Below are 16,495 nucleotides of genomic sequence, written 5' to 3'. Positions count from 1 at the left end.
GAGCCGGAGCGCATGCGCATCGGAGTCGTCTTCCCGCAGACCGAGATCGGACCGGACCCGGACGCGATCCGGGCGTACGCCACCGCGGTGCAGGATCTCGGCTTCCGCCACATCCTGGCGTACGAGCACGTCGTCGGCGCCGACCCGGAGCACTACGCCGGCTGGACCGGCCCGTACGACGTCCGCACCCAGTTCCACGAGCCGATGGTGCTGTTCGGCTACCTGGCCGCGTTCACCTCGCTCGAACTGGTCAACGGGATCCTCGTCCTGCCGCAGCGGCAGACGGTGCTGGCCGCCAAACAGGCGGCGGAGGTCGACATCCTGACCCGCGGCCGGTACCGGCTCGGCGTCGGGGTCGGCTGGAACCCGGTGGAGTACGAGGCGCTCGGACAGGAGTTCTCCCTGCGCGGCCGGCGTATCGAGCAGCAGATCGAACTGTTGCGCCGGCTGTGGACCGAGCCGGTGGTCAACTACGTGGGTGCCTTCGACCGGATCACGGCGGCGGGGCTGGCGCCGCAGCCGGTACAGCGGCCGATCCCCATCTGGATGGGCGCCGACTCGCCGCCCGCGTTCCGGCGCGCCGGCCGGCTGGCCGACGGCTGGTTCCCGCAGATGCCGCCCGGGCCCCGGCTGATCGACGCGAAGGGCATCGTCGACGACGCCGCCCGCGAGGCCGGCCGCGACCCCGACCGGATCGGGATGGAGGGCCGGATCTCCTACGGTCCGCGTGGCTCCATCGGCGTCGTCGAGGAGGCGGCCGAGTGGGAACGGATGGGCGCCACCCACGTCTGCATCAACACGATGGGTGCCGGGCTCGGCGGCGTCGATGACCACATCGCGGCGCTGACGGCCGTGTCCACCCACATCCGCAGGCTGGCGCGGGCTCCGGGGTAGGGGATCGCCGTCGTCGGCTCAGGGTGGTTCCGCCCTGATACGGCGTCCTGGTCCGCGGGTACATTGCGATCTATGGCGATCCTGACAGAACAAGACATTGCCCTGCTCAACGAGGCTCAGCTGGCTCACCTGGCCGTGATCGACGCCGACGGCGCCCCGCACGTGACGCCGGTCTGGGTCGACACCGACGGCGAGCACATCCTGGTCAACACGGCCAAGGGCCGGGCCAAGTACAACGCGCTGGTCGGCAACCCCAAGGTCGGGGTGTCGGTCGTGGACAAGGCCAACGACTTCCGCACGCTGTGGGTGAAGGGTACGGCCGAGCTGGTCGAGGAGGGCGCCGACAGCCACATCGACAAGCTGGCGAAGAAGTACACCGGACAGGACAAATACCCATTCGGCAAGCCGGGGGAGCAGCGGGTGATCGTCCGGATCACACCGACGGCTAGGCTGCGCCAGGGCTGACCCTCCGCGGTGGGGAGTAGCCGCGGCTCCGGTCGGCGCTCCCCACGGCGGTTACCCCCAGCGTGCGATGTTTGCAGGGCTCGGCTAACCTACGGGTACGTAACCGTAGGCCCTTTCGGAGGACATGGTGCCGTCCCAGGCTGAGCTGCTCCGTCAGTTGGAACCCGTCGTGGAAGCCAACCTCAACCGGCATCTGACGCAGGCGACCGAGTGGTTCCCGCACGAGTACGTGCCGTGGAGCCAGGGCCGCGACTTCGACGGCGTACTGGGCGGCCAGCCCTGGGAGGAGTCCCAGTCGGCGCTGTCGGACGTGGCGCGCACCTCGCTGATCGTCAACCTGCTCACCGAGGACAACCTGCCCAGCTACCACCACGAGATCGCGACGCTCTTCGGCCGGGACGGCGCGTGGGGCACCTGGGTGCACCGCTGGACCGCCGAAGAGGGCCGGCACGGCATCGTCATCCGCGACTACCTGCTGACCACCCGGGCGGTCGACCCGATCGCGCTGGAGCGGGCCCGGATGGCCCACATGTCCACCGGTTACGTCAACATGCACGACGACGACATGCTGCACTCCATCGCGTACGTGTCGTTCCAGGAGCTGGCGACCCGCATCTCGCACCGCAACACCGGCCGGTTCAGTGACGACCCCGTGTGCGAGCAGATGCTGGCCCGGGTGGCGCAGGACGAGAACCTGCACATGGTCTTCTACCGCAACCTGCTGGCCGGAGCGCTCGACCTGGCGCCCAACGAGACGATGCGCGCCATCGCCGACGTCGTGAAGACGTTCCAGATGCCGGGTACCGGCATCGAGAACTTCGGCCGCAAGGCCGCCCAGATCGCCCTCGCCGGCATCTACGACCTGCGCATCCACCACAACGAGGTGCTCGCGCCGGTGCTGCGCAATCTCAAGGTGTTCGAGCGGACCGGCCTGAGCGGCGACGGCGAGCGGGCCCGCGAGGAGCTGGCCGCCTTCCTGGCGAGCCTGGACGCGAACGCCAGCCGTTTCGAGGAGCGCCGGGAAGCCAACCGGCAGCGCGCGGCCACCCGCGCCGGCTGAGCTGTTCGTTCACGTTCGCCCGGGTGAACACCTGGGTACCGCAACCGCATGGGCGGCGCGAGCGACCCCACCGACTACAAGCAGGATCTGGTACGGCTCGGCGACTACATGGTCCTCGACGAGGGCGACGACGATCCGGTGCTGCTCACCAAGGACGGCAAGCCGGTCGAGACGTGGCGTGAGGGGTACCCGTACCCGGAGCGCATGAGCCGGTCGGAGTACGAGCGGGAGAAGCGCCTGCTGCAGATCGAACTGCTCAAGCTCCAGCGGTGGATCAAGGCTTCAGGGGAGAAGCTGGTGATCCTGTTCGAGGGGCGGGACGCGGCGGGCAAGGGCGGCACCATCAAGCGGTTCATGGAACACCTCAACCCGCGCGGCGCGCGCGTCGTGGCCCTCGAGAAGCCCAGCCCGCGGGAAGCGACGGAGTGGTACTTCCAGCGGTACATCGCACACCTGCCGGCGGCCGGTGAGATCGTGCTCTTCGACCGGTCCTGGTACAACCGTGCCGGCGTCGAGCGCGTGATGAACCTGACCTCCCGTACGGACTACCTGGAGTTCATGCGCCAGGCCCCCGAGCTGGAGCGGATGCTGGTGCGGTCGGGCATCCACCTGGTCAAATTCTGGTTCTCGGTGTCCCGGTCCGAGCAGCGCACCCGGTTCACGATCCGCCAGGTCGACCCGGTACGCCAGTGGAAGCTCTCGCCGATGGATCTCGCCTCCCTCGACAAGTGGAGCGACTACACCGAGGCCAAGGAGGCGATGCTCTTCTACACCGACACCGCCGACGCGCCGTGGACGATAGTCAAGAGCAACGACAAGAAGCGGGCCCGGATCGAGGCGATGCGGTTCGTGCTCCACCAGTTCGAGTACACGGATAGGGACACTGAGGTGGTCGGTACGCCCGATCCCCGGATCGTGGGCCGGGCATCCCAGATCTTCGAGGAGGGCGAGCAGCCCGGCAACCTCCAGGTCCGCCTCTGATGGCCTCTCCGTGATCGTGCAGGGTTCGCGGGGTGATAGCCCCGCGAACGCTGCACGATCACGGGACGAGGACCGTGCAGCCGGGCGCGCAGCGCCGTGGTGCTCCCCGCCACCCGGATGCCCGGAGCACCGTCGCCACCTGTGCCGCCACGGCACATGGTTGCCCGACGACATCGGCCCAGCCGTACCGCAGCACACGGCGGCCGTCGACGACCGAGGCGTTGTCGCGGCGCATATCCCGCCAGCGGGTCTCGTCGGGGTGGGCGGCCCGGCCGTCCAGCTCGACGACCACACCGAACTGGGCGTAGCGAACGTCGTCGTAGCGTCGTCCGCCCCGGCGGACGACGGTGTGTTGGCGGCTGGCGCGCGGCAGTCCGTGCGCCCGTTCCACGTCGCGCAGGTAGCGCAGCTCCAGGATGGAATGCGCGCCGACGGTCACGTCGTCCAGGGCAGCGCTCAGCTCGGCGCGCCATCGCAGCCTTTTCCGGGCGCTCAGCGCCGCGGCGACGCGATCGGGCCGGGTGAGCCGACGCCCGCAGGCTCTCGCGATGACGCTCAGCGCCTGCTCCACCGACGCGGCGGTCTGCGTCAGGTCGACCACGGTCTCCTCGATCCTGGTCTGGGGCGGTAGCCGGAGCGGGTGACGCGCCTCGGCGACGCGGCTCGAGTAGTGGACGACCGTACCGGGGATGGCGGCGATCCGCCGGCTGGACGGCACGCTCACGTGGATGAGCGTCGTTCCCTCATCCAGGAGCCCGACGAGTTCGGCCGCTGACTCGTGACTGAGGACGGCACCGGGTCCGGCGCGAAGGACGGCGGCCCACAGCGCCGACCCGCGCGGCACCGGGCCGGTGAAGGTCGCGTACACGGCGTGTAGCAGCGGTCGCCATCGACCTGCCCGTACCTGCGCCCGGATCGCCTCGACCGTCATGCCGCACGCGAGCGCCTGGGCGCGGGTGACCAAGCCGCACTGGTCGGCACAGAGTTGGTCGAGCACCGGTAAAGCGTGGGGCCACGGCAGCCCCGGCCACCAGAACCAGTTTCCGGCTGTGGATAACCCATCCTCGAACCCATGATCCCGAAGGGTTCGTGGGGCTATGACCCCACGAATCCTTCACGATCATGAGGAGGGCTGGTTGACCTTCAACGGACGCCACCAGTGCCACACCAGGAAGATCCCGCCGAGGACGAGCATGGCCAGCCCGGTCCAGAGATTGATGCGGACCCCGGCCGCCTTGCGGATCTCGTTCGGCCCGTCGAACAGGCCGACCAGGGTGATGACGATCCCGTACACGACGAACAGGCCGCCGATCACCAGCCGGACGTCGAACAGCCGGGCCTTGCTGGTCGGAATCGCCTCATCGGTTTCGCGACCGGTCGCGGTTGCTTTGTCAGCCATCTAGAGCCCCTTACAGGAACGGCAGGTAGAACACGACGGCGAGCGCCACCGCGCCGGCGCCGAGCAGCACCGGATTGCGGTACCAGACGCGGTCGGCGACGGCCACACTGTCGCCGAGGTCGACCGTGCCGACGCCGGACACCAGGCCACGCAGCTCGGACTCGGGCTTGGGCCGGGTGAAGAGGGTGACGACCGCCGCCACGACCGCGACGGTGACGAACGCGATGCCCGCGCCCCAGAAGCTCTCGTCGAGGTCGGAGCCGAAGTGCAGGACCTTGGCAAGGTACAGCACGTACGTGCCGATGGCGGCGAGCGTGCCGATCAGCAGGCCGAGGAAGCCCGCCCAGGCGGTCATCCGCTTCCAGAACATCCCGATGATGAACGTGGCGAACAGCGGCGCGTTGAACATCGAGAACAGCGCCTGGATGTAGTTCATGATGTTGCTGTAGCCGGCGGCGATGAAGGCGGTGCCGATGCCGATGAGCACGCCGATGACCGTCACGATCCGCCCGGTACGCAGGTAGTACGCGTCGTCACGGTCCTTGCGCAGGTACGCCTGCCAGATGTCGTACGTGAAGACGGTGTTGAAGCCGCTGACGTTGGCCGCCATGCCGGCCATGAACGACGCCAGCAGGCCGGTGACGGCGATGCCGAGCACCCCGTTGGGCAGCAGGTCGCGCATGAGCAGCGGGATGGCGTTGTTGTACTGCAGGTCGCCCTTGCCGCCGAGGCCTTTCACGGTGACCAGCGCCACGAGCCCGGGGATGACGGTCACCGCCGGGATGATGATCTTCGGGTATGCGCCGACGATCGGGGTGAGCCGGGCGGCGGTCATGTCCTTGGCCGACAGGGCGCGCTGCACCTCGGCGAAGTTCGTCGTCCAGTACCCGAATGACAGCACGAAGCCCAGGCCGAACACGATGCCGATCCAGTTGGCGCTGAGCGGGTTGTGCGAGCCGCCGGTGTCGGCCCACGTGTGCAGGCCGGCCGAGCCGAGCGCGGAGTGGCTCACCTTGTCGAACAGGCCGGCCAGGCCGCCGGTCTTGACCAGCCCGACCACGGTGATCGGCACCAGGCCGGCGAGGATCACGAAGAACTGCAGCACCTCGTTGTAGATCGCCGACGACAGACCGCCGAGGGTGATGTACACCAGCACGAACGCGGCCGCGACGATGATCGACAGCCACAGCGGCCAGCCGACGAGGGCCTGCATGACCAGCGCCAGCGCGTACAGGTTGACGCCCGCGATGAGCACCTGCGCGACCGCGAACGTGATCGCGTTGAGCAGGTGGGCCGGGGCGTTGAAGCGCCGCCGCAGGTACTCGGGAACGCTGTGCACCTTCGAGCCGTAGTAGAAGGGCATCATCACGATGCCCAGGAACACCATGGCCGGCACCGCGCCGATCCAGTAGTAGTGCGTGGTCATCACGCCGTACTGGGCGCCGTTGGCCGCCATCCCGAGGATCTCGATCGCGCCGAGGTTGGCCGACACGAACGCCAGGCCCGTCACCCACGCCGGCAACGCCCGGCCGGAGAGGAAGAAGTCCGCGCTGGTCGAGATGGCGCGCCGGACGGCGAATCCGATCCCGAGGACGGTGATGAAGTACAGCGCGAGGAGCGCGTAGTCGAGCGGACTGAGATTCAGGCGCAGCCCGCTCTGCGCAAGGGTTTCCACGGATGCCTCCTGTCACCGGGCGCCAGCCCGGTACGACGGAGGTTTCCCCGTGGTTCAAACATTCAATCACGCAAGATTTCACACTGTCCGAGATGCGGGCCCGGCCGTCGACCCCTCGGCAAATCGGGGTGATGTCTACTATCGTCAACTCTCCGTGAGTACCGAGCAGAGCACGCCCTGGTGGCGCGACGCCGTGATCTACCAGATCTATCCGCGATCCTTCGCCGACTCCGACGGCGACGGCATCGGTGACCTGCCGGGGATCACCGCGCGCCTGGACCATCTGGCCGACCTCGGAGTCGACGCGGTCTGGCTGTCTCCGTTCTATCCGTCTCCGCAGGCGGACGCCGGCTACGACGTCGCCGACTACCGCGACGTCGACCCGTTGTTCGGCCGCCTCGCCGACTTCGACGCGCTCGTCGCCCGCGCCCATGAGCTGGGCATCCGCGTCATCGTCGACCTCGTGCCCAACCACACCTCCGACGAGCACCCCTGGTTCAGAGCGGCCCTCGCGGCCGGGCCGGGCAGCCCGGAGCGGGACCGGTACTGCTTTCGCGACGAGCCCAACGAGTGGCCGAGCATCTTCGGCGGCTCCGCCTGGACGCAGGTGCCCGATGGGCAGTGGTACCTGCACCTGTTCGACGTCCGCCAGCCCGACCTCAACTGGAACAACCCGGAGGTCCGCGCGGAGTTCGAAGACGTGCTGCGGTTCTGGCTCGACCGCGGGGTGGACGGCTTCCGGGTCGACGTCGCGCACGGGTTGATCAAGACGTGGGAGCCGAGCCACCACGTCACGCCGCCGCCACCCGCGGTACCCGACGGGCCCGAGCCGATGTGGGACCAGGACGGCGTACACGAGATCTACCGCTCCTGGCGGCGGGTCGTCGACGCGTACCCGGACGACCGGATCCTGGTGGCCGAGGCGTGGGTCGACCCGATCGAGCGGATGGCCCGGTACGTGCGGCCCGACGAGATGCACCAGGCGTTCAACTTCGCCTACCTGCTCGCGCCGTGGTCGGCGGCCGAGCTGCGGAAGGTGGTCGACGCGTCGCTGGCCGCGTGCCGGGTGGTGGGCGCGCCGACGACCTGGGTGCTGTCCAACCATGACGTGGTACGCCACCCGAGCCGCTTCGGGTACGCCGACGGCCACATTCCGCGGAACGGCATCGGCCCGCGCGACCCCCAGCCGGACGAGGAGCTGGGGCTGCGCCGGGGGCGGGCGGCCACCCTGCTGATGCTGGGACTGCCCGGGGCCGCCTACCTGTACCAGGGGGAGGAGCTGGGCCTGCCGGAGCACAGCACCCTGCCCGACGAGGCCCGGCAGGACCCGACCTGGGTGCGCTCGGGGCACACCGCGGTCGGCCGCGACGGCTGCCGGGTACCGATCCCCTGGTCGCCGGGCGGCCCGTCGTACGGCTTCGGTCCCGGCGAGCGTAGCTGGCTGCCGCAGCCGCCGTCCTGGGAGCGGTACGCGCGCGACGTCCAGCGCGGCGTCAAGACCTCGACCTTCGAGCTGTACCGGGAGGCGCTGCGCCTGCGGCGCGTGTACCGGCTCGGGGCCGGCGACCTGGCCTGGTGGCCGGAGGCCGGGCCGGAGGTCGTGGCATTCCGCAACGGCGAGCTGCTCGTGGTCGCCAACCTGGGGGCGACGGTGGCGACGCTGCCGGCCGGCGCGCGGGTGGTGCTCGCCAGCGGGGAGCTCGACGCGGACGGCCGGGTGCCGACCGACACGACGGTGTGGGCGACCCTGTGACGCGCTGAGGGGCGCCCGGACAGTTCCGGGCGCCCCTCACTATCGGCGTACAGGTCAGTGCTTGAACACGTCCTTGACCTTCTCGCCAGCCTGCTTGAGGTCGGACTTCATCTGGTCGCCCTTGCCTTCGGCCTCGAGGCTCTCGTCGTCGGTGGCCTTGCCGACACCTTCCTTGACCTTGCCGGCGACGTTCTCGCCCTGGTTAGAGACCTTGTCGTCGAAACCCATCTCAAGCCTCCTTTTCCGTACTGGCTACCGGTGATGTACCCGCTTCTTCGAATCCGCAATCACGCCGTCGCCGCGTGGGTCGGGCTGTCGCTGGGGCGGCGCATGGCGGGCACCCGGACCGCCGACAGCGGCTTGGCGACGTTTTCCAGGGAGCGACCGTGGGCGGGGACGGCGTAGGCCAGCGCGACGAGCCCGCCGACGGCCATCAGACCGGCGCCCACCAGGTAGCCGATGAACAGCGGCGTCGGGTCCTTGGCGTCGCCGATGAGCCGGGCGAACACGAACGGGGCGACGACCCCGCCGACCACCTGCGAGATCGCGAAGAAGAACGAGATCGCCTGCGCCCGCAGCTCGATCGGGAAGATCTCGCTGACGGTCAGGTACGCGCTCGACGCGCCGGCGGACGCGATGAAGAACACCACGCACCACAGGATCGTCTGGGTGACCGCGTTGAGCGCCCCGATCCAGAACAGGTACCCGCTGACGGCCAGGATCGCCGCCGACACCAGGTACGTTCCAGCGATCATCGGCTTGCGGCCCCAGGTGTCGAACAGGCGCCCCAGCAGCAGCGGGCCGAGCAGGTTACCGAGCGCGAAGGGGAAGAAGTACCAGGGGATGCTCTGGTCGGGGATGTGGTAGAAGCCCGACAGGACCAGCCCGTACGTGAAGAAGATCGCGTTGTACAGGAACGACTGCGTGACCAGCATCGCGAAGCCGAGCACCGAGCGGCTCGGGTACTCCCGCAGCATGACCCGGGCGATCTGCCCGTACGTGACGTTGTCGGTCGGCCGGATCTCCATCGCGGCGTCCTTGTCGAGCTCGGGCAGCTCGCGGCCGTCGCCGCGGACCCGGTCCTCGATCTCGGCGACGGTCCGCTGAGCCTCCTCGGCGCGGCCGTGGGTGAGCAGCCAGCGGGGGCTCTCCGGCACGTGCCGGCGCAGCTGCCAGATCGCGAGGCCGATCACCGGACCGACGAACAGGCTGACCCGCCAGCCGATGTCCTTGGGCAGAATGTTCGGGTTGAGCAGCACCAGCTGGGACGCCGCCCCGATCATGGCGCCCAGCCAGTACGTGCCGTTGATCGCGATGTCGACGCGGCCGCGGTAGCGGGCCGGGATCAGCTCGTCGATCGCCGAGTTGATGGCGGTGTACTCGCCGCCGATACCGGTGCCGGCGATGAACCGCAGGATCAGGAACGACCACAGGTTGAAGGCGAACCCGGACAGGCCGTTGAAGATGAGATAGATGCCCAGCGTGACCAGGAACAGGTTACGCCGGCCGAGCCGGTCGGACAGCCGCCCGAACACGAGCGCGCCGACGACCTCGCCGAGCAGGTAGACCGACGCGGTCAGGCCCACCTGGCCGGAGGTGAGGTGGAGCGTGTGCTGATCCTTGAGGACCGACGCGATCGACGCCGCCATCTGGATCTCGAGGCCGTCGAGGACCCACGCCACCCCGAGCGCCAGGACCACCAGCCAGTGGAACCGGGCCCAGGGCAGCCGGTCGATCCTGGCCGGCACGTCACTGCGGATTGTCTGTTGAGGACTGGTCATTGGGCACCTCCGTTGCACCGGCTTTTCCCACGTCATGGATCACCCAAACGCCGCGCCTTAACGGCCGCTAACCAGTTAGTCGGGGAGGGCGCGTGGGGCAGCTGCGCGCGGTACCGGGCCGCTTGATCCGTGGCGTCGTCGGCGCGCTGCGCGGCCGCGACCTCGCGCTGCACGCCGCGGCCACCACGTTCTACGGCGGGATCGCCGTGGTACCCGCGAGCCTGCTCACGCTGCGCCTGACAGCAGCGATCGTGGGCGCCGACCGGCTCGCCGGCACGGCCGGGCGGGTGGCCGCCGCGTTCCCGGCCGAGCTCGGGGCGAACCTGGCCGCGGCGAAGCTCGTCGCGGCGGGGCTGCACCTGACCGCCGCGCAGGTGGTCGCGGCGCTGCTGCCCGCGACGCTGTACGGCGAGGGGCTGCGTCGCTCGCTGGTGTCGCTCGTCACCGGCTCGACAGGGCGCGAGCGGGCCATCGGGTGGCGCGGCCGGCTGCTGGTGCTCCCGCTGCTCGCCGCCGGCCCCGGCCTGCTGCTGGCGCTGCTGCTCGTACTGCCCTGGGCGGCCGGGCTGCTCGGCCGGGGCGGACTGTCGCGCGTCGGGGCCGTGGTCGTATCGTTCCTCATCGTCTGGATCGTGCTCAGCCCGGTGGTGATCTGGGTGTACCGGGTGGTGGGACCGGCCCGCCCGCGCTGGCCGGTGGCGATCGCCGGCGGGTCGTTCGCGGCGGCGAACCTCTCCGGCTTCCTGCACGGCTTCGTGCTGTTCTGGTCGCTGCCGCTGAACCTGGGCCTGCCGTTCGGCGGCTTCGCCGTGGTCGGCGCGGTGGTGGCGGTCGCGCTGTGGCTGTACGTCTTACACGCGGTCCTCCTGGTCGGGTACGTGTGGACGCTGCAGCTGGACCGGATCGTCGCCGCGGGCGGCCGGCGGATGCCGTAGCATCCGCCACGGCGGCAGTGGAGGAACCCGGTGCGAATCCGGGGCGGTCCCGCCACTGTCACCGGGGAGCGACCCCTCACCGACGCCACGGCCGCATCGCGCGGCGGGAAGGCAGTAGGGCAAGCGTCGATCCGGGAGCCAGGAAACTCCGGCCGCCGGGGGACGAGCAGTCCCCGCCACTGACCCTGCGACCGGGGCGCGGACCCCGACGGGAGTTGCCGTCTCATGACGTTCGTACTGCTGTCCACAGCCGACACCGACCTGCTTGCCGCCCGGGCCAGCGACGCCGACTGGCGCGTGGCCAACCCCACCCGGCTGGACGCTTGCGACGTGCCGGCCCTCCTCGACGGCGCGGCGCTGGTCGTGGTCCGGCTGCTGGGTGGCCGGCGGACCTGGCCGGACGGGCTGGACGCGGTGCTGCGCGCCGGGCTGCCGGTCGTCGCCGTGGGCGGTGAGGCCACCCCGGACGCCGAGCTGACCGCGCTGTCCACGCCGGCCGCCGGCGTCGCGCACGACGCGCAGCGCTACCTGGTCGAGGGCGGCCCGGACAACCTGCGGGAGCTGTACCGCTTCCTGTCGGACACGGTCCTGCTCACCGGCGACGGCTTCGAGCCGCCGGCGGCGACCCCGGCGTTCGGCGGCTACGGTGAACGACCCGTCGATCCGGTTCGCCCGACGGTCGGGATCGTCTTCTACCGGGCCCACGCGCTGGCCGGCAATACCGCGTTCGTCGACACCCTCGCCGCCGCCGTCGAGGACCAGGGCGGCAACGCGCTGCCGGTCTTCGTGTCGTCGCTACGCGTCGTCGACGAAGGGCTCGCAGCGCTACTGGGCCGCTGCGACGCGCTCGTTGTCACGGTGCTCGCGGCGGGCGGCGTGCGGGCCTCCGACGTGACCGCCGGCGGCGATGAGGACGCCTGGTCGGTCGAGGCGCTCGCCGGGTTGGACGTACCGGTGCTCCAGGGGCTGTGCCTGACCTCCTCGCGGGCCCAGTGGGAGGCCTCCGACGCGGCGCTGACGCCGATGGACGCGGCTATGCAGGTGGCGATCCCGGAGTTCGACGGGCGGCTGACCACCGTGCCGTTCTCGTTCAAGGAGACCGGGCCCGATGGAATACCGGTGTACGTCGCCGACCCGGAGCGGGCGGCCCGGGTGGCCGGGATCGCGTTGTCCTACGCCCGGCTGCGGCACATCGACAACTCCGACAAGCGGTTGGCGATCGTGCTGTCGTCGTACCCCACCAGGCACTCCCGCGTGGGCAACGCGGTCGGGCTGGACACCCCGGCGTCCGCCGTGGAGCTGCTGCGGGCGCTGCGCGCAGCCGGGTACGCGACCGGAGAGTTCCCGGAGGACGGCGACGCGCTGATCCACTCGCTGATCGCGGCCGGCGGCCAAGACGTGGAGTGGCTGACCGAGGAGCAGTTGGCGGCCGCGCCGATCCGGGTACCGCTGTCGGACTACCGGCGGTGGTTCGACGCGCTGCCCTCCGACCTGCGGTCGGCGATGCTCAACGCGTGGGGCGAGCCGCCGGGCGAGCTGTACGTCGACGGGTCCGACATCGTGCTCGCCGGCCTCCGGTTCGGCAATGTGACGCTGATGATCCAGCCGCCACGCGGGTTCGGTGAGAACCCGATCGCCATCTACCACGACCCCGACCTGCCCCCGTCGCACCACTATCTGGCCGCGTACCGGTGGCTCGCCGACAACGTCGACGCGGTGGTGCACCTGGGCAAGCACGGCACCCTCGAATGGCTGCCCGGCAAGGGGCTGGGCCTGTCGGCCGCCTGCGCCCCCGACGCGGTGCTGGGGGACCTGCCGCTGGTGTACCCGTTCATCGTCAACGACCCGGGCGAGGGCACCCAGGCCAAGCGCCGGGCCCACTCATGCGTCGTCGACCACCTCGTGCCGCCGATGGCCCGCGCCGACACGTACGGCGACCTGGCCAAGCTGGAGCAGTTGCTCGACGAGTACGCGACCGTGCAGGCGCTCGATCCGGCGAAGCTACCGGCGGTGCGCGCGCAGATCTGGACCCTGATCCAGGCCGCGCAACTGCACCACGACCTGCATCAGGATCAGATGCCGAGTTCGGCGGAGTTCGATGAATTCATCCTGCACGTCGACGGGTACCTCTGCGAGATCAAGGACTCCCAGATCCGCGACGGCCTGCACGTCCTGGGCGCGGCGCCGGCCGGGGAGGCCCGGGTCAACCTGGTCCTCGCCGTACTGCGGGCCCAGCAGGTGTGGGGCGGTCAGGTCGGCGCGCTGCCCGGGCTGCGTACGGCCCTCGCCGCGCACGTCGGCCTGTCCGAGGCCGCGCTGCTCGAAGGCAGCGCGCCCGCCGAGGTCCCGGCGTCGCTGACCGCCCTCGTCGACGGGCCGGCCGCGACCGCCGCCGACCTGGTCGACCTGCTCGAAGCCCTCGCGCGCAAGCTGGTGCTCGGCTGCGAGACCCTCGGCTGGGACCCGGACGCGGTACCGGCCGTGGTCGCCGAGGTCCTGGGCGCGGCCGTACCCGATGTCGAGCGCGTGCTGTGCTTCGCGGCCACCGAGGTGGTGCCCCGCCTGAACGCCACCACCGACGAGGTGACGGCCGTGCTGCACGCCCTCGACGGCGGGTACATCGCCGCCGGGCCCTCCGGTTCACCGACCCGCGGCCTGGTCAACGTGCTGCCGACCGGCCGCAACTTCTACTCGGTCGACCCGAAGGCCATCCCCTCGCGCAACGCCTGGGACGTCGGCCGGGCCCTCGCGGACTCGCTGCTGGCCCGGCACCGGGCGGACACGGGAGAGTGGCCGGCGCTGGTCGGCCTGACGGTGTGGGGCACCAGCGCCATGCGCACCCAGGGCGACGACATCGCCGAGGTGCTCGCCCTGCTGGGCTGCCGGCCCACCTGGGACGACGCGTCCCGCCGGGTCACCGGATTCGAGATCGTGCCGCTGGCGGAGCTGGGCCGGCCCCGCATCGACGTGACCGTGCGCATCTCCGGCTTCTTCCGGGACGCGTTCCCGCACGTGCTGGGGCTGCTCGACGACGCGGTCGCGGCCGTGGCCGGCCTCGACGAGCCGGCCGACCGGAACTTCGTGCGCGCCCACGCGGTCGCCGACGCTGCCGGCCACGGCGACTGGCGGCGGGCCACCACCCGCATCTTCGGGTCCAAGCCGGGCGCGTACGGAGCCGGCCTGCTGCCGCTGATCGACGCCCGTAACTGGCGCGACACCGGCGATCTCGCCGAGGTGTACGCCGTGTGGGGCGGCTACGCGTACGGGCGGAATCTGGATGGCCGCGACGCCAGGGCCGATCTCGAGACGGTCTACCGGCGGATGGCCGTGGCGGCCAAGAACGTCGACACCCGCGAGCACGACATCGCCGACTCCGACGACTACTTCCAGTACCACGGCGGCATGGTGGCGATGGTGCGGTCCTTGCGCGGCAGCGATCCGGCCGCGTACATCGGCGACTCGCATGTGCCGTCGTCGGTAAAGACCCGGACTCTCGCCGAGGAGACCAAGCGCGTCTTCCGGGCCCGGGTGGTGAACCCGCGATGGATCGAGGCGATGCGCCGGCACGGGTACAAGGGCGCGTTCGAGCTGGCGGCGACGGTCGACTACCTGTTCGGCTACGACGCCACGGCCGGCGTGGTCGACGACTGGATGTACGAGCAGCTCGCGGCCTCGTACGTCGGGGATCCCGCGGTGCGGGACTTCCTGGAGAAGTCCAATCCGTGGGCGCTGCGCGGGATCACCGAACGGCTGCTGGAAGCGGCTGATCGGGGGTTGTGGGCCGAGCCGCGCCGGGAAACGCTGGATGAGCTGCGTGCGGCGTACCTCGCGGTGGAGGGCGACCTGGAAGGCGCCTGACTCTTTGCCGGCGGGTCCGGTGAGCGGGTATTGTAGCGCGCTGCGGTCAAGTAATTACCGAGAGTGAGAAGCGCACGGTGCCGGCCCCTCTGTCCTCCGTCATATCGGCAACTGCCCAATGGCTGGTACGCGCCTATCCGGCGCCCGGCGGCGCGCTGAGCGCGACGCTCGCCGAGGTGCAGGCCCGCCAGGCGGCCACGGTCGCGGCCTGGCTGCGCTACCCGACGTCCCTGGATGCCGCGTTGGTCGACATGGTCGGACCGGGCGGATCCGGCCGGCTGGACTGGCTCGCCGGGGCGGACGGCACGCTGCCCTCCGGCGCGGAGTACGCGTGGCGCACCTGGGTGGACGAGGTCGTCGCGAGCTGGGCGGCGTGCCTGCTCGCCGACCCCGAACTGGCGGTCGCGGCGGTGGCGGCCGTCGCGGACTGCGAGCACCTGGCCGGGCTGCACCGCGACTTCCGCCGCCTCACCCGCCCGGACGACCGGGACCGGTACGCGGCGATCCTGCTGCGCCACCCCGATCTGCTGGACCCGGTCGCGGCGCTGCACCGCGAGCAACTGCTCGAACGGCTGGAACGGCGCGAATCCGGCCCGGCGGAGGCGGCGGCCTGAGCCGGGTCGCCCCCGCCGCGCCGGCTCTCATCGTGACGTGGCCGGCGCTACTTCTTCGACTTGGTCGCGTCGCGCATCGCGTCGCGGATCCGGTCGAAGACCGCCAGCGGCGGCCCGGCCAGCAGATTCCCGATCGCCGACTCCGGTGCACCGGGGTGCGGCCGGGTCGGTGCGGTCTTCTCGGCCATCATCACGGCGTTGCCCATCTTCCGCAGCTGCTCTGGGTCGACCGCGGTGCGCAGGGTGGAGAACTCCTCGCGCTCCTCCCGCCCGGCGTGCTCCAGGACCGCCTCCTTTAGCTGCCTGAACTTGGCGCCGAACCCGGGGTTGTCGGGGCCGAGGTCGTACAGCTCCGACAGCAGGCGCTTCTCCTCGTCCTCCTCGCGCAGCCGCGCGTCGATGATCGCGTCACCACCCTGGATCTTCTTGCGGGCGACCGGGTGGACGATCTCCTCCTCGGCGGTCTCATGGACCGCGAGCAGCCGTACGAGGTCCTCGAACAGCTCGCGCCTATGATCGCCGGTCGCCGTCTCCAGCTGGGTGAACATAGCCTTGATCTGGTTATGCTGGTCGATCAGAAGTGCAACCACGTCTTTCTCGCGCGTGGTGGTCATGGAAACGACTCCTCACGTCGCCACCGGTTCGGACCGTTGCGGACTTCCCCGATCCGTGGCGCTCATGCACTGACGATCATGAGCCGTGACGTGCGCCGCGTTGACGCGGGCCGGTGCGATGCGACAGCATGACCACCAAGAACGGCAGTGGAGGAACCCGGTGTGAATCCGGGGCGGTCCCGCCACTGTCACCGGGGAGCGACCCCTCACCGACGCCACGGCCGCATCGCGCGGCGGGAAGGCGGAGGGGCGCGACTGCTCTGGCGACGGGTCAGGGTCGCGGCGCGGCGTCAGACGCGCCGAGCCGGACCCGTCGTAGCGGCGTGGCGGTAGGCGCGCCGAGCCAGAGTGGTCGCGACTGCTCTGGGTCGCGGCGCGGCGATAGACGCGCCGAGCCAGAGTGGTCGTACGCGTCGATCCGGGAGCCAGGAAACTCCGGCCGTTCGTCGATCAGCCGATACGCGGG

The 16,495-nt window shown here is 70.6% G+C and carries 14 protein-coding genes and 2 riboswitches; of the genes, 8 read left to right on the top strand and 6 right to left on the bottom strand.

Annotation, left to right across the window (positions count from 1 at the left end; translation table 11 throughout):
- Positions 1-12 precede the first annotated feature (12 nt).
- The 4 genes from HC031_RS26740 (at position 13) to ppk2 (ending at position 3,400) form a co-directional block, all read left to right on the top strand.
- Positions 13-894: an LLM class F420-dependent oxidoreductase gene (locus HC031_RS26740; RefSeq protein ID WP_167928199.1), complete on the top strand. Its 882-nt coding sequence runs from the start codon at positions 13-15 to the stop codon at positions 892-894.
- Positions 895-966: 72 nt separating this feature from the next.
- Positions 967-1,359, top strand: coding sequence for a PPOX class F420-dependent oxidoreductase (locus tag HC031_RS26735; protein WP_167928198.1), 393 nt, complete (start codon positions 967-969; stop codon positions 1,357-1,359).
- Positions 1,360-1,483: 124 nt separating this feature from the next.
- Positions 1,484-2,419 (top strand): acyl-ACP desaturase, encoded by a 936-nt coding sequence (locus HC031_RS26730; protein WP_167928197.1) that lies wholly within the window; start codon positions 1,484-1,486, stop codon positions 2,417-2,419.
- A 48-nt stretch (positions 2,420-2,467) separates the two neighbouring features.
- On the top strand, positions 2,468-3,400 hold the full coding sequence (ppk2, locus tag HC031_RS26725; RefSeq protein WP_167928196.1) for a polyphosphate kinase 2: 933 nt from the start codon (positions 2,468-2,470) through the stop codon (positions 3,398-3,400).
- 58 nt (positions 3,401-3,458) lie between these two features.
- Here the strand turns inward: ppk2 and HC031_RS26720 are convergent, their stop codons facing one another.
- The 3 genes from HC031_RS26720 to HC031_RS26710 all read right to left on the bottom strand — a co-directional run bounded on the left by HC031_RS26720 (position 3,459) and on the right by HC031_RS26710 (position 6,474).
- A complete protein-coding gene (locus HC031_RS26720; protein ID WP_167928195.1) occupies positions 3,459-4,397 on the bottom strand; it encodes a hypothetical protein in 939 nt (312 codons plus the stop codon).
- 123 nt (positions 4,398-4,520) lie between these two features.
- The gene (locus tag HC031_RS26715) at positions 4,521-4,799 is read right to left on the bottom strand and encodes a hypothetical protein (protein WP_167928194.1); all 279 of its coding nucleotides are present in this window, start codon (positions 4,797-4,799) and stop codon (positions 4,521-4,523) included.
- A 10-nt stretch (positions 4,800-4,809) separates the two neighbouring features.
- Positions 4,810-6,474, bottom strand: coding sequence for a sodium:solute symporter family transporter (locus HC031_RS26710; RefSeq protein WP_167928193.1), 1,665 nt, complete (start codon positions 6,472-6,474; stop codon positions 4,810-4,812).
- Positions 6,475-6,628: 154 nt separating this feature from the next.
- Between HC031_RS26710 and HC031_RS26705 the strand changes: the two genes are divergently transcribed.
- The gene (locus tag HC031_RS26705) at positions 6,629-8,227 is read left to right on the top strand and encodes an alpha-amylase family glycosyl hydrolase (protein WP_167928192.1); all 1,599 of its coding nucleotides are present in this window, start codon (positions 6,629-6,631) and stop codon (positions 8,225-8,227) included.
- Between the two features lie 54 nt (positions 8,228-8,281).
- Here HC031_RS26705 and HC031_RS26700 read toward each other — a convergent pair whose 3' ends face one another.
- Both HC031_RS26700 and HC031_RS26695 read right to left on the bottom strand, forming a co-directional pair.
- Entirely contained in the window at positions 8,282-8,455 is a 174-nt protein-coding gene (locus HC031_RS26700; RefSeq protein WP_167928191.1) for a CsbD family protein, read from the bottom strand.
- Positions 8,456-8,514: 59 nt separating this feature from the next.
- Positions 8,515-10,008 carry an MFS transporter gene (locus HC031_RS26695; RefSeq protein ID WP_167928190.1) on the bottom strand — a complete coding sequence of 498 codons (1,494 nt, stop codon included), beginning with the start codon at positions 10,006-10,008 and terminating at the stop codon, positions 8,515-8,517.
- A gap of 92 nt (positions 10,009-10,100) precedes the next feature.
- On the opposite strand from HC031_RS26695, the gene HC031_RS26690 reads away from it, so the two are divergent.
- From HC031_RS26690 to HC031_RS26680, 3 genes are all read left to right on the top strand, one after another.
- On the top strand, positions 10,101-10,943 hold the full coding sequence (locus HC031_RS26690) for a YhjD/YihY/BrkB family envelope integrity protein (RefSeq protein ID WP_167928189.1): 843 nt from the start codon (positions 10,101-10,103) through the stop codon (positions 10,941-10,943).
- 21 nt (positions 10,944-10,964) lie between these two features.
- Positions 10,965-11,091, top strand: a riboswitch (cobalamin riboswitch).
- Between the two features lie 77 nt (positions 11,092-11,168).
- Positions 11,169-14,801 carry a cobaltochelatase subunit CobN gene (cobN, locus tag HC031_RS26685; RefSeq protein ID WP_167928188.1) on the top strand — a complete coding sequence of 1,211 codons (3,633 nt, stop codon included), beginning with the start codon at positions 11,169-11,171 and terminating at the stop codon, positions 14,799-14,801.
- A 77-nt stretch (positions 14,802-14,878) separates the two neighbouring features.
- Complete coding sequence (locus HC031_RS26680) at positions 14,879-15,415, top strand: hypothetical protein (protein ID WP_167928187.1); 537 nt, start codon at positions 14,879-14,881, stop codon at positions 15,413-15,415.
- Positions 15,416-15,462: 47 nt separating this feature from the next.
- Here the strand turns inward: HC031_RS26680 and HC031_RS26675 are convergent, their stop codons facing one another.
- Positions 15,463-16,029, bottom strand: coding sequence for a hemerythrin domain-containing protein (locus HC031_RS26675; protein WP_167928186.1), 567 nt, complete (start codon positions 16,027-16,029; stop codon positions 15,463-15,465).
- Between the two features lie 156 nt (positions 16,030-16,185).
- Positions 16,186-16,305: riboswitch (cobalamin riboswitch) on the top strand.
- Positions 16,306-16,495 lie beyond the last annotated feature (190 nt).

Source organism: Planosporangium thailandense (assembly GCF_011947195.1).
Taxonomy (GTDB): Bacteria; Actinomycetota; Actinomycetes; order Mycobacteriales; family Micromonosporaceae; genus Planosporangium; species Planosporangium thailandense.
This window is presented reverse-complemented; position numbering and strand designations above follow the sequence as displayed.